Origin of the sequence: Mycobacterium sp. (assembly GCF_036273375.1) — a bacterium.
Classification (GTDB): Bacteria; Actinomycetota; Actinomycetes; order Mycobacteriales; family Mycobacteriaceae; genus Mycobacterium.
The window spans coordinates 1-23534 of record NZ_DASUHS010000088.1; the positions used below are offsets into that span (position 1 = coordinate 1).

General features: G+C 66.9%; 25 protein-coding genes. 7 read left to right on the forward strand and 18 right to left on the reverse strand.

Annotated features, from left to right (window positions below; genetic code table 11):
* Positions 1-20: 20 nt before the first annotated feature.
* Positions 21-827, reverse strand: coding sequence for a DUF732 domain-containing protein (locus VFW69_RS07740; protein WP_526499823.1), 807 nt, complete (start codon positions 825-827; stop codon positions 21-23).
* 154 nt (positions 828-981) lie between these two features.
* Here VFW69_RS07740 and VFW69_RS07745 point away from each other — a divergent pair, with 154 nt between their 5' ends.
* Complete coding sequence (locus VFW69_RS07745) at positions 982-1929, forward strand: transglycosylase SLT domain-containing protein (RefSeq protein WP_526499825.1); 948 nt, start codon at positions 982-984, stop codon at positions 1927-1929.
* Between the two features lie 13 nt (positions 1930-1942).
* On the opposite strand, the gene VFW69_RS07750 is transcribed toward VFW69_RS07745, so the two are convergent.
* From VFW69_RS07750 to VFW69_RS07770, 5 genes are all read right to left on the reverse strand, one after another.
* Entirely contained in the window at positions 1943-2083 is a 141-nt protein-coding gene (locus VFW69_RS07750; RefSeq protein ID WP_526499827.1) for a hypothetical protein, read from the reverse strand.
* Positions 2084-2298: 215 nt separating this feature from the next.
* Positions 2299-3267, reverse strand: a complete 969-nt coding sequence (locus VFW69_RS07755) for an MAP_0585 family protein (RefSeq protein WP_526499864.1) — start codon at positions 3265-3267, stop codon at positions 2299-2301.
* Between the two features lie 40 nt (positions 3268-3307).
* Positions 3308-3784 carry a lipoprotein LpqH gene (locus tag VFW69_RS07760; protein ID WP_526499829.1) on the reverse strand — a complete coding sequence of 159 codons (477 nt, stop codon included), beginning with the start codon at positions 3782-3784 and terminating at the stop codon, positions 3308-3310.
* A gap of 185 nt (positions 3785-3969) precedes the next feature.
* Positions 3970-4638 (reverse strand): S1 family peptidase, encoded by a 669-nt coding sequence (locus tag VFW69_RS07765; protein ID WP_526499831.1) that lies wholly within the window; start codon positions 4636-4638, stop codon positions 3970-3972.
* An 88-nt stretch (positions 4639-4726) separates the two neighbouring features.
* The gene (locus tag VFW69_RS07770) at positions 4727-5602 is read right to left on the reverse strand and encodes an alpha/beta fold hydrolase (RefSeq protein WP_526499833.1); all 876 of its coding nucleotides are present in this window, start codon (positions 5600-5602) and stop codon (positions 4727-4729) included.
* Positions 5603-5733: 131 nt separating this feature from the next.
* Between VFW69_RS07770 and VFW69_RS07775 the strand changes: the two genes are divergently transcribed.
* Positions 5734-7227 carry an amidase gene (locus tag VFW69_RS07775; RefSeq protein WP_526499835.1) on the forward strand — a complete coding sequence of 498 codons (1494 nt, stop codon included), beginning with the start codon at positions 5734-5736 and terminating at the stop codon, positions 7225-7227.
* Between the two features lie 17 nt (positions 7228-7244).
* Here VFW69_RS07775 and VFW69_RS07780 read toward each other — a convergent pair whose 3' ends face one another.
* A complete protein-coding gene (locus tag VFW69_RS07780; RefSeq protein ID WP_526499837.1) occupies positions 7245-7421 on the reverse strand; it encodes a hypothetical protein in 177 nt (58 codons plus the stop codon).
* Between the two features lie 300 nt (positions 7422-7721).
* Positions 7722-8873 (reverse strand): TDT family transporter, encoded by a 1152-nt coding sequence (locus tag VFW69_RS07785; protein WP_526499839.1) that lies wholly within the window; start codon positions 8871-8873, stop codon positions 7722-7724.
* Positions 8874-8939: 66 nt separating this feature from the next.
* On the opposite strand from VFW69_RS07785, the gene VFW69_RS07790 reads away from it, so the two are divergent.
* Positions 8940-9209, forward strand: coding sequence for a hypothetical protein (locus VFW69_RS07790; RefSeq protein ID WP_526499866.1), 270 nt, complete (start codon positions 8940-8942; stop codon positions 9207-9209).
* Positions 9210-9556: 347 nt separating this feature from the next.
* Positions 9557-11119, forward strand: a complete 1563-nt coding sequence (locus tag VFW69_RS07795; RefSeq protein WP_526499841.1) for an LCP family protein — start codon at positions 9557-9559, stop codon at positions 11117-11119.
* 69 nt (positions 11120-11188) lie between these two features.
* Here the strand turns inward: VFW69_RS07795 and VFW69_RS07800 are convergent, their stop codons facing one another.
* The 5 genes from VFW69_RS07800 to VFW69_RS07820 all read right to left on the reverse strand — a co-directional run bounded on the left by VFW69_RS07800 (position 11189) and on the right by VFW69_RS07820 (position 15550).
* Positions 11189-11980 carry an SDR family NAD(P)-dependent oxidoreductase gene (locus VFW69_RS07800; RefSeq protein ID WP_526499843.1) on the reverse strand — a complete coding sequence of 264 codons (792 nt, stop codon included), beginning with the start codon at positions 11978-11980 and terminating at the stop codon, positions 11189-11191.
* A 32-nt stretch (positions 11981-12012) separates the two neighbouring features.
* The gene (locus tag VFW69_RS07805; protein ID WP_526499845.1) at positions 12013-12852 is read right to left on the reverse strand and encodes an SDR family oxidoreductase; all 840 of its coding nucleotides are present in this window, start codon (positions 12850-12852) and stop codon (positions 12013-12015) included.
* 98 nt (positions 12853-12950) lie between these two features.
* Positions 12951-13886: an enoyl-CoA hydratase/isomerase family protein gene (locus VFW69_RS07810; protein WP_526499847.1), complete on the reverse strand. Its 936-nt coding sequence runs from the start codon at positions 13884-13886 to the stop codon at positions 12951-12953.
* Positions 13887-13997: 111 nt separating this feature from the next.
* On the reverse strand, positions 13998-14786 hold the full coding sequence (locus VFW69_RS07815; RefSeq protein ID WP_526499849.1) for an ABC transporter permease: 789 nt from the start codon (positions 14784-14786) through the stop codon (positions 13998-14000).
* A complete protein-coding gene (locus tag VFW69_RS07820) occupies positions 14786-15550 on the reverse strand; it encodes an ABC transporter ATP-binding protein (RefSeq protein ID WP_526499868.1) in 765 nt (254 codons plus the stop codon). The genes VFW69_RS07815 and VFW69_RS07820 overlap by 1 nt, the downstream gene beginning before the upstream one ends.
* Before the next feature lie 80 nt (positions 15551-15630).
* Between VFW69_RS07820 and VFW69_RS07825 the strand changes: the two genes are divergently transcribed.
* The 3 genes from VFW69_RS07825 (at position 15631) to VFW69_RS07835 (ending at position 17940) form a co-directional block, all read left to right on the forward strand.
* Positions 15631-15795, forward strand: a complete 165-nt coding sequence (locus VFW69_RS07825) for a hypothetical protein (protein WP_155764345.1) — start codon at positions 15631-15633, stop codon at positions 15793-15795.
* Positions 15796-17277, forward strand: coding sequence for an alpha,alpha-trehalose-phosphate synthase (UDP-forming) (locus VFW69_RS07830; protein ID WP_526499852.1), 1482 nt, complete (start codon positions 15796-15798; stop codon positions 17275-17277).
* An 84-nt stretch (positions 17278-17361) separates the two neighbouring features.
* Entirely contained in the window at positions 17362-17940 is a 579-nt protein-coding gene (locus VFW69_RS07835) for a hypothetical protein (protein WP_526499854.1), read from the forward strand.
* Positions 17941-17956: 16 nt separating this feature from the next.
* Here the strand turns inward: VFW69_RS07835 and VFW69_RS07840 are convergent, their stop codons facing one another.
* Genes VFW69_RS07840 through VFW69_RS07860 form a run of 5 tightly spaced genes read right to left on the reverse strand, consistent with a single transcriptional unit; the run spans position 17957 to position 23480 of the window.
* On the reverse strand, positions 17957-18448 hold the full coding sequence (locus tag VFW69_RS07840; protein WP_526499856.1) for a mammalian cell entry protein: 492 nt from the start codon (positions 18446-18448) through the stop codon (positions 17957-17959).
* Entirely contained in the window at positions 18448-19155 is a 708-nt protein-coding gene (locus VFW69_RS07845) for an Rv1363c family protein (protein WP_526499858.1), read from the reverse strand. Before VFW69_RS07845 ends, VFW69_RS07840 begins: the two co-directional genes overlap by 1 nt.
* Positions 19155-20879, reverse strand: a complete 1725-nt coding sequence (locus VFW69_RS07850; RefSeq protein WP_526499860.1) for a virulence factor Mce family protein — start codon at positions 20877-20879, stop codon at positions 19155-19157. The genes VFW69_RS07845 and VFW69_RS07850 overlap by 1 nt, the downstream gene beginning before the upstream one ends.
* Before the next feature lie 13 nt (positions 20880-20892).
* Positions 20893-22047 carry an MCE family protein gene (locus VFW69_RS07855; protein WP_526499862.1) on the reverse strand — a complete coding sequence of 385 codons (1155 nt, stop codon included), beginning with the start codon at positions 22045-22047 and terminating at the stop codon, positions 20893-20895.
* Complete coding sequence (locus tag VFW69_RS07860; protein ID WP_526499870.1) at positions 22044-23480, reverse strand: virulence factor Mce family protein; 1437 nt, start codon at positions 23478-23480, stop codon at positions 22044-22046. Before VFW69_RS07860 ends, VFW69_RS07855 begins: the two co-directional genes overlap by 4 nt.
* Positions 23481-23534 lie beyond the last annotated feature (54 nt).

Consider the following 23534-nt stretch of genomic DNA (forward strand, 5'->3'; position numbering starts at 1 on the left):
GACGACGGCAACGACCCGCGTCACGGCCGGCCCGGGACACCGGGCAGACCATCTTGAATGTCTTGCATATTGCCTTGGATGCCTTGCAGCTTTCGCTCGATGGCCTGCAGATCCGAGAGCGTGTTCTGATAGGCCGGCGAGATCTGGTCCGGCGTCGTAGGTCGGGATTGAGGGCAATACGAGGCGATGGCGCCCGCGGTCACGGCGGTGCTTTGATCGGCGTCCCATACGGATGTTCGTTGCACGAAGCCGACCGCGTCTGCGAAGTTCGGTTGGTGCGCCAGGAAGTCGCACACCGCGTGCCCTTGGGCCATCACGTAGTCCTGGCTGGGAACTGGCACGCCTTCCTGCTTCAACACGGAGATGAACGCCGCGTCAACAGTGTTGATCGCCGGAGCGGACGGTTTCGGCGCAGCCGGTGTGGAGGGCACGGCCGGTGCGGAGGGTGCGGCCGACGGCGGGGTGTCCTCCGGTTGCGCCGACGAATCCTGGCGGTGGAGCGCGAACATCACCACCACAGCGGAGACGACGGCTACCAGAGATAGCGGTAATGCCGCGAAAAGACCCAAGCGGCGCAGCGCAGCAACCTTATGTCGCCGAGACGCCATGGCGCGGATTTTGCTGGCGCGCGACCGGGCGGCGGCGACGACCTCGGTTTCCCAGGCTTGAAACGCGTCGAGCTCAGACGTCCCAGCGCCGTGGGCCAAGATTTCGTCGAGCAGCTCGTCGGCCTCTAGCGACGATGGCCGACCGCCCTGCTCGCGGATCGCTTGGCGCCGCAGCGCGATGAGCCGCAATTCTGAGTCGATCTTCTCGCGGTCGCGCATACCAATCAGTCTGAGAGTGCCGCGCAATTGTTACAACTCCCTGCCAACAAAAGACCGTCACCGCATTGATGTCTGGGGCTCCGATGCGAAAGACTCGCCATGAGCCAACTAACCGGAGCCCCGGGATTCGAGGCATTGGACGGACGTGATCACTGTGAGTCGTGACCGGCGCACCGCGCCGCTCGTCGTCGGCGCGGTCGTGCTCGCGCTCGCCGGTTGTTCGGCGTCGCATCCGACGTCCGCGACCGGACCGACCACAGCCGCACGCGTCGCCGCGCCTCCGGCGCCGACGACGCGGATGGTGCCCGCCGACGCGGGAACGCCTGGCGGTGCGCAGCCTCACCTCGCGTCGGATCCCGCGCAGTTGGCCGACGACCTGGTGGCCGACGAACGCGCGCTGCGTAATCCTGGGACACCGGACCAGGCGCTGACGGCGGCGGCGCATCGCGAGCAGGCGGCCTATCGCGCCATTGGGCGCCACGCCGAATGGGACGCCACCACGCGCCCGCGCATCCCCCCGGAGCTGGTCGATGTCTACGACCGCAACGTCGACGCCCGCCGGCAACTCACCGCGCTGACCCCGGTGCGAGAAACCCTGCCGGCATGGCGCATCGAGCCGCCGGCACCGGCCGACGAGCTGATGAACTACTACCAGCAGGCGGAGTCCGAATCCGGCGTCAGCTGGAACTACCTGGCCGCGATCAACTTCATCGAGTCCCGCTTCGGCAGCATCGCCGGCGCGAGCACCGCCGGCGCTCAGGGACCCATGCAATTTTTGCCCTCGACGTTCGCCGGCTACGGCCAGGGCGGCGACATCCACTCACCCCACGACAGCATCCTGGCCGCTGGCCGCTATCTGGCCGCCAATGGCTTCGCCAACGATCGGGACCACGCCATCTACGGGTACAACCACGCCCACGAATATGTGCGCGCGGTCGACCAGTACGCGGCGCTGATGGCCGCCGATCCCGCGACGTTCGCCGCGTATTACCGGTGGGACGTCTACTGCCTGACGACGGCCGGCGATGTGTTGCTTCCCATCGGGTACGACGCGTCATCACCGATCCCGGCCGCCGCTTACGTCGCAGCCCACCCGCAGTAAAACTTCGCGTCTGTCAGACGTACTTGCGGGCAATCTCGCGCAGGTGCGAACGCACGCCTTGACCGGCGGCCTTCGCGAGTCTGATCCCCCGCTCACCAGCGAGATTAACGAAGCCCATCAACAGCATGAGGTCGGCGTCCGGCTCGTTGAGCACGTTCTCGACCAGCCGGTTCCACGTGATCCGGACCGCTGTCAGACGACCAAGCCGTCATCACGTCGATGGCTCGGCGAACGTTCTCTCTCACGTCCATCCCCGGAGCCTGCCATGGCGGCGCTACCGGCGCAGGGTCGAGACAGCTGCGGGAACGCGTCAGCGGGCGCACCGAACTATGCCTGCGCCCGCTGACCGTTCACGGTGATCAGTACAGATCAGTACAGCGGCACCCAGACACCGAAAAACCAGTAACCCCAACCCCCGTACTGCCAGTTGAAAACCGGGACGACGGTAAAGGTGTTGTAGTTGAAGGGTCCGAAGTCGCGCCGCCCCCGATCCACATCACGCGGCGGGCCGTCCCACGGCCGGTTCCAGCCTCCCGGAGGTGGCGGACCGTCCCAGCCTCCCGGAGGCGGCGGACCCTCCCAGTGTGGCGGCGGGTGGCCGGGAGCACGGCCGTCGTTCCAGCCGTAGCCGTGCTCGCGCGGCGGCATGGGCGCCCCGCGACCCGGGAGGCTGAATTGGACATCCGGCCCGCTTGGTCCGCCGATCTGAGCGTTGGCAGTGACCACGTCGTGGCGCGGAATGTACGGCGGGTGCGGAGGCTGCGTGGCCGGCGGATTCAGCGCCTCGTACCGCTGCCTGTTGTTCGGCGGCGGGTTCTGGGTGTTCGCTGGCGCATTGGTCTGCCCGCCCTGCGTCGGGGGGTTTTGGCCGTGCTCGTCCGGCGGGTTGTTCTGTCCACCCTGCGGCGGGTACTGCCCGTGTTCATTGGGCGGGGTGTTCTGCCCCGTCTGGCCGGGGTTCTGACCATGCTGGTTGGGCTGCGGAGTGTTCTGCCCACCCTGCGGCGGGTTGGTCTGACCGCCCTGCGGCGGGTTGGTCTGACCACCCTGCGGGGGGTTGGTCTGGCCACCCTGCGCCGGCGGACCGTTGTGTCCACCCTGCGGCGGGTTGGTCTGGCCACCCTGCGCCGGCGGAGTGTTTCCGCCGCCCGGCTGCCCACCTGGCTGGCCGCCCGACCCCCCGGGGTTGCCCCCGCCGCCGCCACCACCACCGCCGTGGCAGTTCGGGCACGGGGGCGGCGGGTCAAGTGGAGCGGAGTAGGCCGACCCGGCGTTCAGCGTCGCCGCGGAGATACTCAGGCCGGCGGCCAACGCGGCAGCGCTGACGACACGTTTCATAGACATAGCTGCGTCCCCTCTTGAGTCTCGATGGCCTGCACTACGGACAGGTGATGTCCAACTCGAACGGCTTGGTTACCTGCTGCGGTTGCTGCGGGTTGCTCATGTCGGTACCGGTGGCGGTGCCCTTGATCGCCCAGTCCTTGCCGTTGACCGCGGCCCCTGCACTGCCGCTTTGGTTAGGCGCGGCGTCCGAGAAGCCGAGGGCGACACCGTTGACGGTGCCCAGCCCGACGGAGTGCACCAGCGGCGGATTGCCATTACTGACCACTGCACCGAGGCCGGCGGTCGGGTCACCGATGCCGATGTTGACGTTGTCACCCGCGGCGGTGCAGGTGACCTGCCCGCTGATGTTCTGATTCTGCCCGTCTACGGTGAGCATCGGACCCGCCGCTGTCGCCGCAGAGGACGACGGCGAGCCAGACGATCCGGTGCTGGACTTGTTGCTGGAACATCCGGCGCTGGCGGCGACCACCAAGGCCACGCCGGCTACGCCGACCACGATCCCACGCTTCACTACTGCTTCCCTTCGTGTCGCTGGTTCCGCTGCTGTCTCTTTGCCTTGGCCGCGTCAACACAGGTGGACTACCCGGCCCCTTCCGAACGGGCGCGTTGCGGCCGGTCCACCTGATACCCGGTACCCCGGACTTGCAAACGCTTCGTTAGGTGCCGCTGGCCGGGCTGGTCACCGCCCGTGAGCGCTCACGGAAGTACACGAAGCCCCCACTTGCCCAGCAGCGGATTGATGAGCATGAAGTAGGTCGTGTAGTCGTCACCGTCGGGCGATGACATCAACAGACCGACCGCACTGACGGTGCCGTCGGGGTTCATCACGAAGCCCGGACTGCCGCTGTCACCGTCCAGGCTGAACACGCTGGCTTCGACGACGTCACCATTGATGCTTTTGATGACACCACACGTCTCGCCCGTCACCGCGCCGATCTTGCAGAACGGCATGCCGACTTGAATCTGCGGGCGGCTCAACACATCCCGAACTTGATACCGACCGCCGACGTCGCCCACCGGCATCCCGACACTCGGCTCCAGGCGGATGATCGCGGCGTCTCTCTTATCGCCGTCGTGCTCGCTGGCGGAGATTTTGCCGAGCGGAGCGTCGTTGCCGTACGTCCATTCGGTGCCGTCGTGCGAGTCGCAGTGCCCACTCGTCATCAGATAGTAGCTGCCGTCGGATCCCTGCGCCGCGAATCCGGCTGTGCACCTGCCGGATTCATGATCGACCCCGATGCCTGGCGCTGGTGGCGGCGACGGCAGAGCCGGGGGCGGCGCTGCCAGAGCGGTTTTCGCCACCGCCGTCGCGGTCACCATCGCAGCCCCTAAGAGCCCCAACCCTCGGAACCACGGTATGGTCACGCCATCTCCCTCTGCTTGCGCCCGGCAGATAGTAGCAGCGCTGTCGATCTGAAATGAGGTGGCGACCAATCCGTTCCGCGCATGTGGTTCATCCGGCATCAACGTGGCTGGCAAGGAAGTCCAGTACAGCACCGGCAAAGATGTCGTTGCGGTCGCCGGCCACCATGTGTCCCGCGCCGCGGACATCGGTGAATTCGACTTGCGGGAAACGCGCGAGGAATTCGTCGGCGCGCTCCTGGCTGACCAGGTCGCTCATCTGGCCGCGGACTAACAGAATGGGCACCCCTGCGCGCAGGATCGCCTCGACGGCTGCGTGCATCCGGCCGGGGTCCGTGACCTCGAAAGGAGGGAAAGCCGCAGTGCCGCTGATGAATTGGGGATCCCAATGCCAGTACCAGCGATCGCCGCGGCGACGCAGGTTGGTGGTCAGGCCTTCCAGATCGGTTGGTCGCGGCCGGTGCGGATTGTATTCGGCGATGGCGTCGGCGACTTCGTCGAGTGAGCTGAAGCCCGACTCCACCCGGTCGGCCATGAAGGCATGTATCCGGTTGGCCCCGGACTGGTCCATGTTCGGCACGATGTCCACCAACACGACCGCGCTGGCGATGCCCGGGGACAGCTCCCCGGCGAGCAGCATCGACGTGAACCCGCCTAGCGAAGCACCGACCAAAACCGGCTGTGGGGGCAGCGTGCGCAGCACTTCTTGGACGTCAGCGGCGAAACTGACGACCCGGTAGTCCCCGTCGTCGGACCAGTCCGATTCGCCGTGGCCGCGCAGGTCGACGGTGACGGCCTGCCACCCCTGCGCGGCGACCGCGGCGGCCGCCTTGCCCCAGGACCGGCGGGTCTGTCCGCCGCCGTGCAAGAACACCACCGCGCGCGCCTGCGGATCCCCCAAACGGTCAGCGACAATCTGCACCCCGCCGGGGCCCTGGATCGTAAACGGTTCAGCTGCCGTGGGCATCAAGTGATACTAAGGCGCCCCCACGAAAAGCTCGCGTTGGCATAACGTCAACAGCGTGCAACGGCGTCAGTTAAGAGGGCGTCGAGCGATGCCCCCGCCACGCGCACTCGGACCCAAGCGAAGGAGAACGCATGCATCTTGACGAGTACATGTCGTTGGATGCGACCGCGCTGTCCGAGCTGGTCTCGCGCAAGCAGGTCACCCCGGCCGAGCTTCTCGCATTGGCGCGACAACGAGCGGACGCGGTGAATCCACGGCTGAACGCCATCGTCTGCCGCCTCGACGACGTCGCCGACCGCCAAGCCGCCGACCCGAATCTGAGCGGACCGTTCGCCGGTGTGCCGTTTCTGCTCAAAGACCTCGGCCAGGAGTACCGCGGCTTTGCGACCTCGTGCGGGTCGCGCTCGCTGGCCCATGATGTGGCCGACCGGCATGCCCTGGTCACCCAGCGTTTCCTGGAGGCGGGCCTGGTGATCTTTGGGAAGACCAATACCCCGGAGTTCGGGGCCAAGGGCGTGACGGAACCCGACTATTGGGGCCCGGCCCGCAACCCGTGGAATACCGGGCACACGCCCGGTGGCTCCTCGGGCGGATCCGGGGCGGCCGTGGCGGCGGGCATCGTTCCTGCCGCCGGCGCCAACGACGGCGGCGGGTCGATCCGCATCCCCGCCGCCTGCAACGGGCTGGTCGGCCTCAAGCCCAGCCGGGGGTTGGCGCCGTACGGCCCGCAAACCGGTGAACAGATGCTGGGCATGGCGACCCAGGGAGTCGTGTCGCGCACTGTGCGCGACAGTGCGGCGCTGCTGGACGCGATCGTCGGACCCGACCCGAGCGCCGCCTACCGAGTTGCACTGCCCAACAAACCGTTTGGGGAACAGATCAAGCACCGCCAGGAAACGCTGAGAATCGGGTACTCGGCACGATCGGCCATCAATGCTCAGCCGGACCCCGAGGCCGTTGCGGCGGTCGAAAAAGCCGCGGAGCTCCTCCGCGAACTGGGCCATCAGGTCGAGGAGGTTGCACCGCCCTACGACGACGCCGCGCTGGGGCGTGACTTTCTGACCATCTGGTTCGGCCAGCTACACCACCAAGTTGCCGACATCAAACAGCGAACCGGTGCCCGCGACAGCGACTTTGAGGCCGATACGTTGGCCATCGCCGAACTCGGCCGGTCCGGCGGTGTGCTGCCCGTCATGTCCGCGCTGGAAAATCGGAACGCCTACATCCAGTCCCTGGCCGCGTTTCACGCCAGCTACGACTTCTTTTTGACACCCACCCTGGCCACGCCGCCCATTGCGGTCGGTGCCACGGCGACGTCGGCCGTGTTGCAGCGAGTGGCCCGGCTGATCAGCAGGGTGCGTGCCGGAAAACTCATGGGGCTCAGCGGAATCCTCGATGACCTCATCCAGGAGAGTTTGGGCTGGGTGCCGTATACACAGCTCGCAAACCTCACCGGCCGTCCGGCGATCAGTGTGCCGCTGCATTGGACGGATGCCGGACTTCCGCTGGGTGTCCAGTTCGTCGGGGGACTGGGCGCAGACGGCGATCTGCTGCAGCTGGCCGCGCAACTGGAAGACGCGCACCCGTGGGCTCACCGGCATCCCGCGACCGCGGCACCGAATTAGCCTTTCGTTAAACGGTTTTAAGCGGGAGGTCCGGTGTCTTCGGTACCGCGTTGGCCTCGCCACAGGGTGGCGAAGCGCCGGGCGATGTCGCCGAGGCGACCGCCCCCGTGCTGCGAGGCCTTGATGCGGCCGAGGGTTTCTCGTCCCTCGTTCGCGTAGTCCTTGACGGTTTCGTCGCCTTCCTCGGCGCGCATGTCTGCTCTCCAATCGTGTTCGTTATTCCGGCGCCTGACGCTCAGGTGGTTCGGACGGCGTCAAGCGCTCGGGCGGTTCTGCCGGCGTGAGCCGTTCGGGCGTTTCCGTCGGCGTGAGTCGCTCCGGCGTCTCGCGGGGGGTGCCCGGCTGCGATGGCTCCGAACCTCCCGGCCGCTCCGCCGAAAACGGCCTGAGGCTTGTGTCGATCATGCTCAGTCCTTTACTCGGCTCATGCCCGCGTACCCGCCGTACCCGGGCACCCAAACGCCCGCGGCGATACCCGACCGATCGCGACGTCTCTAGCTGCGGGCGGGGTCCTTATGAGCCTTGACCGGCGTGGTGCTGGGTGCCACCTTGAGCAGGTTGCCGCGCAGGCTGCCCCGCGCGGTCCGAACGGTCACCAGCACCCAGGTGAACAGCAGACCCGCGTAGGCGATGGCCGCCGCCACTTTGAAAGCCGGCAGGTGGGTGTGACCGGCGAGTTGGGAGGTTCCGGTGACGAACGTTCCAACCGGGAAGGTCAGGCTCCACCACGTCAGCGCGAACGGCATTCCGCGGCGCAGCGTGCGAACCGTCAACCCGGTGGCGAGCGCGATCCACAACACCGCGAAACCCCAGACCGGCACGCCGTAGAGGATCGCGAACGCGTTCAAGTCCTCGGCCAGCTCCGAGTCGACGGCCAGTGCCGCGTTGGCTCCCAAAAGACCTGCGGCCGTGATGGATTGGCCGAGCGGGCCCAACACGATCCACAACGTCGGCACCCGCGCGGAACCCGACGTGCCATACAGGGTCAAGCGGCTCCAGATCATCGCGATGATGTTCAGCGAGGCCACCAATGACAACCCAAACATCGCGTAGCAGCCATACAGCATGGTCGTGCGCCCGCTGCCCGCAGCCATATGAGGGAGTAGCAGCGCCCCCGTCGCGGCGGTCACCATCGGGGGAACGACCGGCATCAGCCATCCACCGAACGCGGCGTCGGGCTCGACGTCGTGCTGGGTGAACATGAGGAACGGGATGCTGACGGCGGTGAACAGCCCGCCGAGCGTGCCTGCGGTCCACAGCGCCCAGTCCAGGTCGACGGCGATGCGCTCACCGAGCAGGTCCCGGCCGACCAGCACGGCTCCCCCGCCGACTGTCATCAGCGCCATGGGAGCCGCGCCGTAGAAGTGGGCCATCTGCGGATTGCGGGCGTGGGTGCGCGCCACGGTCGGATGGCGCAACCAATGGCCACCGACCACCGCGATCAGCACCACCAGTAGCGCGGCCGCGATCACCCAGACCACTTGCGCGAATGCCCGCAACCCCACGACGTGGACGGGCAGGGCGGCGCCGGCGGTCGCGACGATTCCGGTGCCCATCACCGAGGCGAACCAGTTGGGCCCGATATTGCCGAGAACCTCGACCCGGGTGTGCGCCGGGGACGCGTCGTGCGGGTTCTTGGTGGCCACAGCTGAAGAACCCTACTGCGCCACGCGCTGAACCCGCTGGATCAGCCGCTTACACTTCCAACCGTGGTGAATCCGGCGCGACCGAGGTCGGCGGTGAACAGGCTCCCGCTACTCGTCGGCGTTGCCGTCACGCTGCTGTTAGCCGTCCTCGCGGTACCCATCAAGCAGCGATGCGGCGCCCCGGGCTTTTCGTGCGCGTCGACCCTGGATAACGCCGGCAACATCCGCTACTACTACGAGGTCGAGCCGGTCGGCGTCTACCTCGCCGAAATCGTCACTGGCACCAACATCACGCTCTTTTACACCTCAGGCGAGGACCTGGTCAGAGCCCAATAACTGGCAGTGGCGGTTTGCTGGCCGCAGGGATGCGGGCAGGGGCCGCCGGGCCGTATCCGCGGGGTAACAAGTTCGGCTCGATCCGGGCGGCGATGTGGCCGACCCGAGACCCGCAGGAGACCACCGTGGCCGCCGCCGGGCAGAACATGCTGGTAGAGCGGGTGCGGCGAGCGCGAAGCGCGCCCGATCGGCCCGACGACTGCGCCTGCGCCGGCCGTGTGACGGGTGCTCTCGATTGGGGGCTTCACAGCAAGCTAACGCATACTTATCACCATGCTTGAAGCGACATCGCCGCAAAGCACCGTTGCGGTGCCTGGTGATGTGCTGGGCGTGGGCAGAGGTTTGTGATGGCCCGCTCGGGCGGCGCCCATCGCCGTCATCGAGCCGTCCGTCAACCCTCCCGTTTCCGCAAGGGGCTGACGCGCACCCTGGGCGCGCTCGTCTCCGTGGCGGCCGTGGGGCTCACCGGTGCCGGGTACTACGTGGCGCATGGCGCGCTGGGCGGTATCACGGTGTCGCACGCCTTGCTGCCCGACGATCCGCGGTCCAGCGGCGACAACATGAACATCCTGCTGATCGGGCTGGATTCGCGTAAAGATCAGGACGGCAACGACTTGCCCAACTCGATCCTGAAGCATCTGCACGCCGGCGATTCCGACGACGGTGGCTACAACACCAACACGATGATCCTGGTGCACGTAAGCGCCGACAACAAAGTCGTCGCCTTCTCGATCCCCCGCGACGACTGGGTGCCTTTCACCGGGGTCCCCGGGTACAACCACATCAAGATCAAAGAGGCGTACGGGCTGACCAAACAGTACGTCGCACAGAAGCTGGCCAACCAGGGCGACATCACTCAGAAGGAACTAGAGACCAAGGGGCGCGAGGCGGGCCGGGCGGCGACGCTGCGCGCGGTGCGAAACCTGACCGGCGTGCCAATCGATTACTTTGCCGAGGTCAATCTGGCCGGTTTCTTCGATTTGGCACAGACCCTCGGCGGCGTCGACGTCTGCCTGAATCACCCCGTCTACGACTCGTATTCCGGCGCCGACTTCCCGGCCGGGCGACAGCGGCTGGATGCGTCCGAGGCGTTGTCGTTCGTCAGGCAGCGGCACGGCCTGGACAACGGCGACCTGGACCGCACCCACCGGCAACAGGCGTTCATCTCGTCGGTCATGCAGGAGTTGCAGGCCGCGGGCACCTTCACCAACATCGACAAGCTCAAGAACCTGATGGCGGTGGCGCGCAAAGACGTGGTGCTCTCGGCGGGCTGGAACGACGACATGATCCAACGGCTCGGGGGGCTGGCCGGCGGCAACGTCGAGTTCCGGACGCTGCCGGTCGTGCGTTACGACAACATCGACGGCCAGGACGTCAACATCGTCGACCCGGCCGCGATCAAGTCCGAGGTGGCCGCGGCGATCGGCGCCGACGAATCGACGACCGCGCCGACCACCACCGCCGTGAAACCCGATCCGTCCACGGTCATCGACGTGGTCAACTCCGGCGGCATGAGCGGTCTGGCCACCGAGGTGTCGCGCGCGCTGAAAAAGAAGGGCTACACCCCGGGCCAGGTGCGCGACCGCGAATCGGGTGACCCGACCACCACCACGGTGGAGTACGGCGTGGGTGCGCAGACCGATGCGCTCAACCTGGCCAACCTGGTCGGCGTGGACGCGCCCAAGCAGCCGAGCCCTAGCGTCGCGCCGGGACACATCCGGCTCACCGTGGACACCAATTTCTCGATGCCCACATTCGACGAGACTCAGATGGACGACACGACGAGCACGAGCTCCAGCACGACGTCGACCAAGGCCAAGAGCTACTACTACAACGGCACTACCACGACCTATCCGACGCCCGATCAGGGAAAGCCGATCGATGGCGGCGGCGTCCCGTGCGTCAACTAACGCGGCGATCGCAAGCGCGGCGAAGCCGGGCGCAGCGGGTCGGCGCCATCCACTAACGCGGCGATCGCCTCAGGCGTGGGTGCCACCGTCGATGCGGATCTCGGTACCGGTGATCCACGCGCCGTCGTCGGACACCAGCATGGCGATGACGCCGGCGATCGCGCCGGGCTCGGCCATGCCGGCGCCGCTGGATTCGACCGTCGTCGGCAGGATCGGCATGAGCCGGCCGAACAGCGACCAATCGGCGTCTTTCGGGATGTATCCGCCGGTCGCATCGGTGATGCCCGACTTGATGCTGCCCGGCGCCACGCACGCCGCGCGCAGGCCGTCCTTCGCGTATTCGAGCGCCAGCGAGTGGGTGAAGGCCTGGATGCCGCCCTTGCTCGCGGCGTAAGCGGCCATATAGGGATGGGCGAACGAGGCCGACGTGGAGCTGAAGTTCACGATCGCGCTGCGGGAATTCGCCAGCAGGGACGGGAGCGCCTCCCGAACCACCAGGAAGGTTCCGGTCAGGTTGACGCCGACGATCTGGTTCCAGAGTTCGAGGCTGGTCTCGTGGGTGTGCGCCGCACGCAGGATGCCGGCGGCGTTCACCAGCGAGTCAAGCCCGCCCAACTGCTCGACGGCCAGGCATACCCCGTCGATCACCGAATCCTCGCTGCCGACATCCATTGGCACGGTGGTGAACCGGTCGGCGGTGCCGGCCTCTTTCGCCCGCGCCCGGGTGTTGTCCAAGCCGTCGGCCGCGACGTCGGAGGCCGCGACGGCGGCACCCTCGTCCAGCAAGCGCAGCGCGGTGGCCTTGCCGATGCCCGACGCGGCGCCCGTAACCAGGATCCGCTTGCCCTCGAGTCGCTTCATTGCATCTCCGGTTCACTCAGCGTGGCGACAGGTCAGGGTGTCACCACTCCGCGCAGCGCGTCGGCGCCGTACATCTGTTCCATCATCGAGGAGTAGTCCGGGCCGCGGCGCAGAATGTGTCCACCGTCGACGTTGATGCACTGGCCGGTGATCCAAGCCGCGGCGTCGCTGAGCAGGAACATGGCCAGGTTGGCGACGTCCTCGACCTCGCCGACTCGCGGCAGCGGAGTGCAGAGCGCGTAGTCGCCGCTGATCTCCGGTGACTGGATCACGCTCGCGTCGACCAGATCGGTGCGGATCAGGCCCGGTCGGATGCTGTTGACCCGCACCCATGACGGGCCGAGTTCGTCGGCGGCCAGCATCATCATGTGGTCGATCGCCGACTTGGTGACCCCGTAGGGCCCGAACCAGCGGTGGGTGTTGCTGGCCGCGATCGACGAGATCCCGATGAACGAGCCGCCACCGCCACGCACCAACTCGCGCGCCACATGCTTGAGCACGTACATGGTGCCGTTGACGTTGAGGTCGACCGTGTTTCGCCACGCGTCCGAGTCGGTGTGGGTGATCGGTCCGACGGTCAGCGAGCCACCAGCGCAATGCACCGCGCCGTGCAGCCGGCCGTGCCAGGCCGTCGCGGCATCGACGGCGCGGACCACCTCGTCCTCGTTCGTGACATCGGTGGGCTCGTAGCGAATCGAGCCGCTCCCGGGAAGGGCCTCGATCTCCTTGACGGCCTCAGCGAGGCGATCGGCGTTGCGGCCGACGATCATGACCGAGGCGCCGCCCGAGACCAGCCCGGCGGCCACGCCTTTGCCGATCCCGCTGCCGCCGCCGGTGATCAGATAAGTCCGGTCTTCGAAAGAAAGCTGCACGCAAGCCGCCTCTCAACTGAAACAGGTTCTAGTCATCGAACCATGAGCCGTTGCCGGTGGTGACGGCTCCCCCGATGATGTGACCGGATGGGGCGAGGCTACGGGGTGTCGCGGCGGGCCAGCTTGGTCGGCTTGGCGTTGCGCCAGTCCTCGACGTCGGGCGGCAGGCCGACCGGATACCTGTTCTCATTGTGGGCCGCCCAGTGCGCGTGACCCAGCTCGTGGATGTGGAACGCGTGCCGCAGCGCCTCGGTGAAGCCCATCGCATCGGAGGCCGCGTTGACCGAGTCCTTGATCAGCATGGCCGCCATCGTCGGCCGCTCGGCGATGCGGCGCGCGAATTCCAGTGTCTTGTCAGCTAATTCGTCCGCAGGAAACACCTTTGACACCATGCCGAGGCGATAGGCTTCGTCGGCGTCTAACGCATCACCGGTCAGCAGTAGCTCTTTGGCCTTCCGGGGGCCGAATTCCCAAGGGTGAGCGTAGTATTCGACACCCGGCATGCCCATTCGGACGCCGACCACGTCGCTGAACTTCGCATTGTCGGCGGCGACGATCAGATCGCACGCCCAAATCAGCATCAGGCCCGCCGAGATCGCGTTGCCCTGAACCTGCGCGATGGTGATCTTGCGCAGATCGCGCCAGCGGCAGGTGTTTTGGAAGAAGTAATGCCACTCTTGCAGGTAGGTCTTCTCGGCGACGGGATCGCGGGTGGCGCCGTTGATCCGGAAGGTCGGGTGCTGCCCCGCGCCGGGCGCGCGCTCGGCGAGCGCCAGCTCCGAGCCGAGGTCGTGACCGGCGGAGAAGTTCTTACCGCGCGCGGCCAGAATGACCACTCGCACGGAGTCATCGGCCTCGGCGCGCAGGAACGCTTCGTCGAGCGCAACCAGCAGGCCGCGGCTCTGCGCGTTGTGAGCGTCGGGCCGGTTGAGCCAGATCCGGGCGATGAGGCCATCGTCCAGAGTTTCGTAGGTCACCAGCTCCTGGGCGCCGGCGTTGGCCGCCTGCGCGCCGGCTTGCTCGGAGAGAGTCATTCCGCCCACCTCGCTTATTGTCCAGCTCCGACTCGTTTACACATTACGGCCAGTGTGTAACCGGGTCCGCGCTGGGGTGATCGGCCGCCGGGCCCACCGACCACCGCGTTCTCATCCGCTGGTCTCCGGCCGCCGGCCCAGCGGCAGCAGCCGATGGTCACGGGTGAACACCAGCCGGACGATGCCCATCGCGACGACCACGGTGGTGGCCGCAACCGAACCCAGGATCAAGAACATCACCACGGCCTGCACCAGCACGGCCTGCAGCGGCGGCACCCCGGCGAGGATGAGGCCGGTCATGGCGCCCGGCAGGAACACCAGGCCGGTGGCCTTGGTTGTTTCAATCTGCGGAGATATCGCCGAGCGCAAGGCGATTCGCAGGTACGGCGAGGCGGCCTGCCGCGACGGGTGCCCCAGCGCGAGGCGGGCTTCGACCTCATCGCGCTTGTCGCGCAGCTCGTCTACCAACCGCCGAGCCACCAACACCATGGCGGTCATCGAGTTGCCGATCATCATCCCGGCGACCGGCACCAGAGTGCGCCCCTGCAGCGGGAACACCCGCAGTCCGAAGATCACCCCCAGCGTCACCAGCGCCGCGCCGGCGAACGCGGCCACGGCCAGCGGCGCAAAGCGCGGCACCTCCGGCGCCCTGCGGCGGGCGACATCGCCGGCGTAGGCCACCATGCCGGCGACCCACGCCCACGACCACCACAGCGACCGGCCCGGTTCGAACAGCAGCGTCAGCGCCCCGCCCACGAGCAGCAGCTGCACCAGCGCGCGGGCCGCGGCCCATAGCAGCTGCCCCTGTAAACCCAATCGCCGCCACAGTGAGATCCCGGCCGCGAATGCCACCAGGATCAGCGACGTCGCCAGGCCCACCCAGCCGACTTGACCGTTCATCACGCCACCGAGCCGTCGCCGGGCTTGGACGCGATCGGGCCCAGCCCCAGGCTGCGGCCGGACTCCAGGCGCAAGACCCGGTCGGCTGCCCGTTCCACCTGTGCCGAGTTGTGGGTGACCCACAGGGCGGGGGTGCCGTCGGCGGCAAGCTCGCGCACCGCGCGCTCGATGACCTCGGCGGCCTCGGTGTCGACGGCGGAGGTGGGTTCGTCGAGCAGCAGCACCTGCGGTTGGGCCATCAGGGTGCGGGCCAGGCAGACGCGTTGCGCTTCGCCACCCGCGAGGTCGGCCACGTCGCGGTCCAACCACGATCCGGTTAGCGCGACCCGGGCCAGCGTTTCCCGCATCCGCGTTTCGGACGCATCCGGGTTGGCGGCCCGCAGATTGTCGGCGACCGTGCCGGGGAACGGCGTCGGACGCTGGAAGCACATGCCCACCCGGCGCCGCAGCCACAGCGGGTCGAGGCCGGCGATGTCCGACCCGTAGAAAGAGGCCCGCCCGCTCGTCGGCAGCTCCAGCCGGTTGCACAGCCGAAGCAGGGTCGATTTGCCCGCGCCCGACGGACCGCACACCGCCGTCACACCGTGACCCGGAATGGCGGCGGTCAGGCCGTCGAGTGCACGCACCCCTTGGCGTTCCAAGAAGACATCGACGAACTCGAACACCATGTCGTCATCGGCGTCCTGATCGTCCACCTGCTTATCCTGCATCACCGCGACGACGGTCGATCGTGTCTTCGCGAGCGGCGCGGCGAACCCCTGCAAACCAGCCATAAATGGTCCTAGAGCCCGTTAGCTGGTGAGACGGCCTGCGTCCGGTCGCAGGCGTCGCCTACAGTTAAGTCATGCCTACAAAATCTGATCCTGGCGAAATCGGCGACGTCGAGCCGGTGGCCGACGACACTGCAAGCCAGGCCAGGCGGGTCGTCGCGGCGTACGCCACCGACGCCGACGAGTGCCGGGTGTTTCTGTCCATGCTGGGTATTGGGCCGGCGAAACTCGACGCGTAAATGTCTCCCGGGCGAGGGCGAAGCTCGAAGGCCGCTGAATTCGGGAACTCCGACTTCGTCGTGGTCGCCAATCGCCTGCCGGTGGATCAAGAGCGCCTTCCCGACGGCACCACCGCGTGGAAGCGCAGCCCCGGGGGACTGGTCACGGCCCTCGAGCCGCTGCTGCGTCGCCAGCGTGGGGCGTGGGTCGGCTGGCCCGGAACCGTCGACGAGGAGACCGACCAGGATGGCGAGCCCATCGTCCAGGACGACCTGGAGCTTCGGCCGGTCAAGCTGAGCGCCGACGACGTCGCCGAGTACTACGAGGGTTTCTCGAACGCCACGCTGTGGCCGCTGTATCACGACGTCATAGTCAAACCGATCTACCACCGCGAATGGTGGGAACGCTACGTCGCCGTCAACCGCCGCTTCGCCGAAGCCACCTCCCGCGCCGCCGCAAAAGGCGCGACGGTCTGGGTGCAGGACTACCAGCTGCAACTGGTGCCCAAAATGCTGCGCGAACTGCGGCCCGACCTGATCATCGGCTTCTTCTTGCACATCCCCTTCCCGCCGGTCGAGCTGTTCATGCAGCTGCCATGGCGGACCGAGATCATCGAGGGGCTATGCGGTGCCGATCTGGTCGGATTCCATCTGGCCGGCGGTGCACAGAACTTCCTGTTTCTGGCCCGACGGCTGATCGGGGCCAATACCTCACGCGGGGCGGTGGGGGTGCGGTCGCGCTACGGCGAGGTGGAGCTCGAGTCCCGCGTGGTTCGGGTGGGCGCCTTTCCCATCTCCATCGACTCCAGCTCCCTCGACACCGCGGCCCGTCACCGCGACATCAAGCGACGTGCCCGCGAGATCCGGGCCGAGCTGGGCAACCCCCGCAAGGTGCTGCTCGGCGTCGACCGTCTCGACTACACCAAGGGCATCGACGTTCGGCTGAAAGCCTTTTCGGAGCTGCTCGCGGAGGGCCGCGCCAAGCGCGACGACACGGTGCTCATCCAGCTGGCGACACCCAGTCGCGAACGGGTGGACAGTTATCAGCAGCTGCGCAACGACATCGAACGCCAGGTCGGCCACATCAACGGCGAGTACGGCGAAGTCGGGCATGCGGTGGTCCACTACCTGCACCGCCCAGTCGCCCGCGACGAACTCATCGCGTTCTTCGTGGCCGCCGACGTCATGCTCGTCACCCCGCTGCGCGACGGGATGAACCTGGTCGCCAAGGAGTATGTCGCCTGCCGCAGCGATCTCGGTGGTGCGCTCGTCCTATCCGAATTCACCGGCGCCGCTGCCGAACTCCGGCAGGCGTATTTGGTCAACCCGCACGACCTCGAAGGCGTCAAGGACACGATCGAGGCCGCACTGAACCAATCCGCCGAAGACGGACGACGCCGGATGCGGTCACTGCGCCGCCAGGTCCTCGCTCACGACGTCGACCGCTGGGCGAGGTCGTTCCTCGATGCGCTCGCCGAATCCCGGCCCGCTGACGCCGATTAGCTCGCATGCGCAAGACCCCATGGTGCTGGCGCCCAAACGCTGTGATACTCAGATGCAGCGTCGAGCGTGAAGGAGAGGAATCACATGCAGCTCCGTCACGGGATGGCCGCGGGTGCCGGCATCGTCACGGCCGTCGCGGTGGGAATCGCGCTGCAATCCGGTGAACCGGCCAAAGCAGTCGGACCACCCGCGGACGGCACCTACAACTTCAACGAGGCGGGCGTATCCGGGGTTACCTGGACCATCTCGGCGCTCTGTGATCAGCCCTCGGGCACCCGGAACATGAACGACTACTCCGACCCGATCGTATTTGCCATGAACTGCGCGCTGAACATCGTGAGTTCGACGCCCGAGCAGATCAGCGCCGCGGACAAGCTGCAGAACTTCAGCGGCCGAGCCCGGATGTCCAGCATGCTATGGACTTTCAAGGTCGACAAGGCCGATGGTGTGGCTTGCCCGGGCGGGGGCGCCGCGCCCTCTAGCGAAACCTTCGCGTTCAGCGACGAGACGATGACCGGCACCCACACCATAATGCACGGCGCCGTGTGCGGGTTGCAGCCGGGAATGAAGAAGGAACCGTTCTCGCTGGCGATGATCGGTCCGCCACCCAGCCCGATCAATCGTTACCCGTTGTACTGCAACGGCATTGCGATGTGCTACTAGCTTCGACCCGTGGGACCTAGATCGGCGTGATGTAGGCGATCAGCCACTGCTTGCCGACCTTCTTGAAGTCCACCCGCAGCCGGCTGCCGTCATACAGCGGCTGTCGTGACTTGTCCGTCACGGTCCGGTTCATGAAGACCATCACCGATGCCGATTCCCGTTTGGCCGACATCACCCCCACGCCAACGACATTGGCCTGAACGACCACTTCGCGCTTCTTGGCCTCGGGGATGATCTGATTGTTGGCGCTCTTCTGGAATTCCGCGCGATAGTCGGGGGTCAACAACGGATACGCCGCCGACAGGCTCCGCTCCACGGTTTGATAGTCGTACGCGAAGACCTCGGGGATCTCCTTGGCCGCCAACCCTGGCAACACCGCGCGTGCTGCCTGCTCGCCGCGAGTCTGCACCCGGTCCCAGTACATCCAGCCGGCCACCGCCGACAACCCGACGAACGCCACGGCCATGAGGTAACCCGCGACGAACAGCAGCCAACGCCGCCATCGCATCAATTACCCCCGTCTGGATATTTCAGGTCGTAGCCGGTCATCTTCCCGGCATCGTCTTCGTGCACGATGACGCGCAAGCGATAGGGCATGGACGGCTTGTTGACCCCGTCGATGTCGGCGACGGTGACGCGCACCGACACCAGCACCGACGCGTTATCGGTAACGGCGTCAACGCCTTCCAGCGCCGCGCCGTTGATGACGGCCTCCGACGTCGCATTGGTGGAGCGGAACAGCCCCTTGAGGTTCTCGACATTGTTGTTGGCGCCGAGCATGCCGCGCAGCGGGCCGCTGGTGCCGTTGACGAAACGGTTCACGCTCTCGTCGATGTTGTCCTGCTTGTAGCTGAACATGTTGACCACGGTCTGCGTGGCGGTGTCGACGAAACGCTGATCGCGCGCCTGCTTGCCGTCAGCGTCCTGCTGCTGGAAGAACAGCGCCGCCACGCAACCGGCCAGCGCCCCGACCGCCAGCAGTGCCGCCGCGAACGAAATCCACGCGACCAGGGCGCGGTGCGGCTGGCGTCGTGGCGGCGGCTTGATGGACTTGAAGGTCTTGACGGGTTTCGCCGGCGGCTTCGGCGCGGCCGAAACGTCGGTTTGGACCGTGACGTCCCGGGCCGGCTCGCCCTTGGCCGGGCCCGCCGCGCGCGAGGCTCGTCGACGGGCACGCGGCGTGGTTGTCGGTTCGTCTGCCACGGCAGGGTCCATTACATCGGCCTTGGATCAAGCATGAGGTCCACCCAGTTCTCGGCGCCGGAGGTGCCAGACGCGCCGGCCGCGAAGATACCAGTGCCACCGGCCGGATCGATGAACGCGCCGGTCTTCTGGTCGTAAGTGGCGTAGGCCGGGCCGCTGGCCTGCGGCTGCCCGCCAGGCGGGGGCCCCCATGGCTTCTCCGGTCCCGGTCCGGCCGGCGGCGGGCTGATGCCCTCCGGCGCCGGCGGCGGCGGCAGCCACTTCGGATACGGAAGCTGCGGCGGCACCGGCGGTACCCCGGGCGGCTGCCAGGACGTGAACGGCGGTGGCGGCCCGTTGTCATTGGGCGGCGGCGGAGCGAAGGCCGGCTGCTTGTTGGGCAATGGTCCCGGCCCGGGCACCACACCCGGAGGCGGCGGCCCCACGATCGGAGTGCCCGGATCGGGTTCGGCACCCGGCGGGATATACGGGAATTTGTTGGGCGGCAACACGTTCAAGCCATTGGTTACGGGGGTGTCGTAAGGCACCGGCGGGCCGCGCCACGGGTTGCGGCCGACCGGCACGTAGCCCTTGGGGTCGCGACACAGCTGGATCGTCGGGGCGCGCTTTCCGGGGAACTCCTGGCACGGGTAGTTGCGCGCACCGCGCACGGTACTGGGATCGTTTTGCGCGGTCTTGCAGTACATGTCCTTCGGCAGCTCGCGCACCGTCTCGTCGGCCGGGGTGCGCATCACCGGCGGGGGGAGGAAACCGACTGCGCATGGCGGCGGGTCGTTGAGGTCCAGCTTGAAGTCCAGCTTCGCGCCTTCGTCTTGCGGCCCGCCACCCGCGGCGGTGGTGATCGCGGCGAACAGCGCCGGTAGGACGACCAGCAGCTGCTCGATCGACTTGTGGTAGATCACGCCCACCCGACCGAGATTGGCCAGGCTGGCGGCCAGGGCGGGGAATGAGGGACGGATACCGGAGAACGCGGTGCTGGCCTCGTCGGTGGCTCCCGGGGCGGTCGCCAGGGTGTCGCGAAGCTGCGGGTCGGCCTGACGCACCTCGGAGGTGAACCGCGCCAGCCCGTCGGACAGCGACTTGATGTCATCGCCTGCGCGAATCTGGGCCTGCAGAAACGGGCCGGCCTGATCGATCAGCTGCGACACTTGCGGATAGTTGGTGTTGGCCTCGTCCACCAGTAGCCGGGCGGATTCGAAGAGCCGGGCCAGCTCGGGCCCCGAGCCGTTGGCCGCGATGAACGTCTCGTGCAGCAGCTCCCGCAAGCGGGTATCGCCCAGGCTGTTGACCAAGGTCTCCGAGCGCTTCAACAGGTCGGCGACGTCCTGGCCGATTCGGGTGTTCTTTCGCTCGATGCGTGATCCATTGCTCAGCTTGGTGGATGCCGGTGAGCTCGGCGGCACCAGGTCGATGTACTGCTCGCCGACGGCCGACACACTCTTGACGGTGGCGGTGACGTTTGACGGGATGGCGGTCCCACTGTTCAGCCGCATGCCGGCGATGACGCCGTTGGGACTCAGACCCACCGTCTCGACGCGGCCGACGGCAACGCCGCGGTAGGTGACGTTGGCGTTCTTGTACAGGCCGCCGCCGGCAACGAAATCGGCACTCACGCCGTAGGTTCCGATGCCGAACGTCGCGGGCAGCCGCAGGTAGAAGATCGCCATCACGGTCAGGGTGATGGCCGTTATCACCGCGAAGATCGCCAGCTGGATCTTGGTCAGTCTGTCATGCATCTGCGCCCGCCCCCTACTGTCCTGAAGCCGTGCCGGGCGGAATCTTGAACGGATCCGCGGCCTGTCCGGACAGGTTGGCCAGTTCGCCGGTCAAGAAATCCGGCGGATTGAGGATCTCGTTCATGTGTGCCATGTTCGGGTCGAAATACGCCGTGGTGAAGAACGTTTCACCGAGGCGGCGCAGGGTGAGGTCGAAGGTGGTGAACACGTTGAGGTAGTCGCCACGCACCGCCTGCTTGATGCCGAAGTTGGGGAACGGGAAGGTCAGCAACAGCTGCAGCGAGGTGACGAAGTTCCTCCGGTTGTCGTTGAGCGCCTTGACCGCCGAGTACAGGTCCTTCATATCGGCGGCGAAGTCCACCTTGGTCTTTGCCAGGATGTGCGAGGTGACGTTCGCCAGTTTGTGCAGCGCGCCGAAGGCCTCGACGATGTGGTCGCGGTTCTTGTTGAGCACGCGAATCGCGTCGGGCAGCGTGTCCAGCGCCCGCCCCAGGTTGTCCTTGTCGTGCGCCAAGGTGGCCGAGAATCGGTTCAACCCGTCGACCGCATCGATGATGTCGTTTACCTGATGGTTGAGTCCCGAGGTCAGTTCCGCGAGCCTGGGGATCAGGTCGACGAACTGGTCCTGCCGGCCGGCGACGGCCCGGTAAGTCTCGTCGGTGATCTCTTCCAGGGCACCGATGTTGCCCTTGTTCACTACCACGCCGAGCGCCGAAAGCACCTCTTCGGTGGTGGGATAGCGGCCGGTGTTGGCCTCCGCGATTTTCGACCCGTCTTTCAGCTTGCCGACCGAGGGCTTGTCCTTCGGGCGCGCCAGGTCGATGTGCATCGACCCGAGCAGCGACGTCTGGGCGACGGTCGCGGTCGAGTTGGCGGGCAGCACGACGTTGCGGTCCAGGGCCAATTTCACTGCGGCATAGAACGATCCGTCTGCGCGCTGTTCTGCAGCAATGCCGGCGACACTGCCGACGGTGACGTCGTCCACCATGACCGGAGAGTTTTGCGGCAGGGTCGCGACGTCGGGCAGTTCGACGGTGATCGAGTAGGCGCCGCCTCCGTGACCGGCGGTGCCAGGCATCGCCAGCGAGTTCAGCCCGCTGAATTGGCAGCCGGCCAGCAGCATGCTGCCCGTCGCCAATCCGCCGGCGCGCAACCACATTCGGTTCATCCGCCACCGCCCAAGCCGGCCGAGGGCCCGTTGGGCGCCTGCCCCGGAGGCGGGCCCGGCAGCGGACCGAACGCGCTTCCGGGAGCGGGGCCTGAGGCGGGGGCGCCGGGCGGTGCCGGGCCCGGTGCGGGACCGGCCTGCGGGGCCGTCGGGACCAGCAGGGCCTGCAGATCCGCGGGGTTCTGAGCGGCGGGCGGCGTCTGGGCGCCCTTGGCCGGGACCCAGGTCAGCTGCGGCACCGGGGTCGCCGACTTGGCCTGCGTTTCCGGGGTGTCGTAGATGATCTGGCCCTTGTACGCCGTAATCGTGTTGAGCGGGTGGAACATCAGCGGCGGGTAGTTCGCGGTGAGTCGGCGCAGCACCGGCCCCAGCCGCTCACGGCAGAGTTCGGCGCGCTTGAAGTAGTCGGGCGCCCGGGGTCCGGCGGCGGTCTCAAAGGATCCACCGCAGATGAACTGCACGGGGTTGGCGAATTCCGGTATCGACAACAGACCGTTCAGTGTGCCCTGTGCCGGGTCATAGATGTTGTAGAAGTTGGCGATACCCGGACCCGCCACGTGCAGCACCTGCTCGATGTTGTCGCTCTGGTCGCTCAACGTCTTGGCGAAATCGTTGAGGTTGTTGACCGTGTCGACGATCGTCGAGTTGTTTTCGTGCAGGAAACCCCGGATGTCCGACAGCGCTACGTTGAGGGTGCCCAGCGTGGTGTCGAGGTGGCGCGAGCTGTCGGCGAGCACCTGTGACACCGAGGCGACGTTTCCGGCGAACTGGACGATCTGCTCGTTGCTGGACGAGAGCGCGTTGACCAGTACCTGCAGGTTTTTCACCGTGCCGAAGATGTCGCCGCGCGAATCCCCCAGCCGCCCAGCGGCTTGCGAAAGCTCACGCAACGCGTTGTGGAAAGACTCGCCCTTGCCGTCGAAGGTGTCCGCGGCCTGGTTGATCGCCGTGCCCAACGGTCCCTGCATCGATCCGGCCGTCGGGCCCAGTTGCACGGCCAGCTGGGTCAGCGACTCCTTGACCTCGTCCCATTCCACCGGGACCGCGGTGCGGTCCGGGCCGATGCTCGCGCCGTCGGCCATCGCCGGCCCGCCGGTGTACGCCGGTGTCAGCTGAATGAACCGGGCCGCCACCAGGTTTGGCGACATGATGATGGCCTTGGCGTCCTTCGGGATCTTGACGTCGTTGCTCACCGACATGGTGATCTTGACGTCGGACGGCCGCGGCTCGATCGTGTCGATGGTGCCGATGGGGACACCGAGGATGCGCACCTGGTCATCGGGATACAAGCCGACCGCAGAGGTGAAGTACCCGACGATCTTGCGGTTTTTCGCTTGCGACGTAAGCACATACACGCCCCCCACCAGCGCCGCGACGAGCGCGATGACGGTGGCGTAGCGCAGCCCCCTGCTGCCGATGATCCGCTGCGTCATGGTGACTTCGGCCTGATGACCCAGCGTTCCTGAATCAAGCCGCGCAGGTAGTCG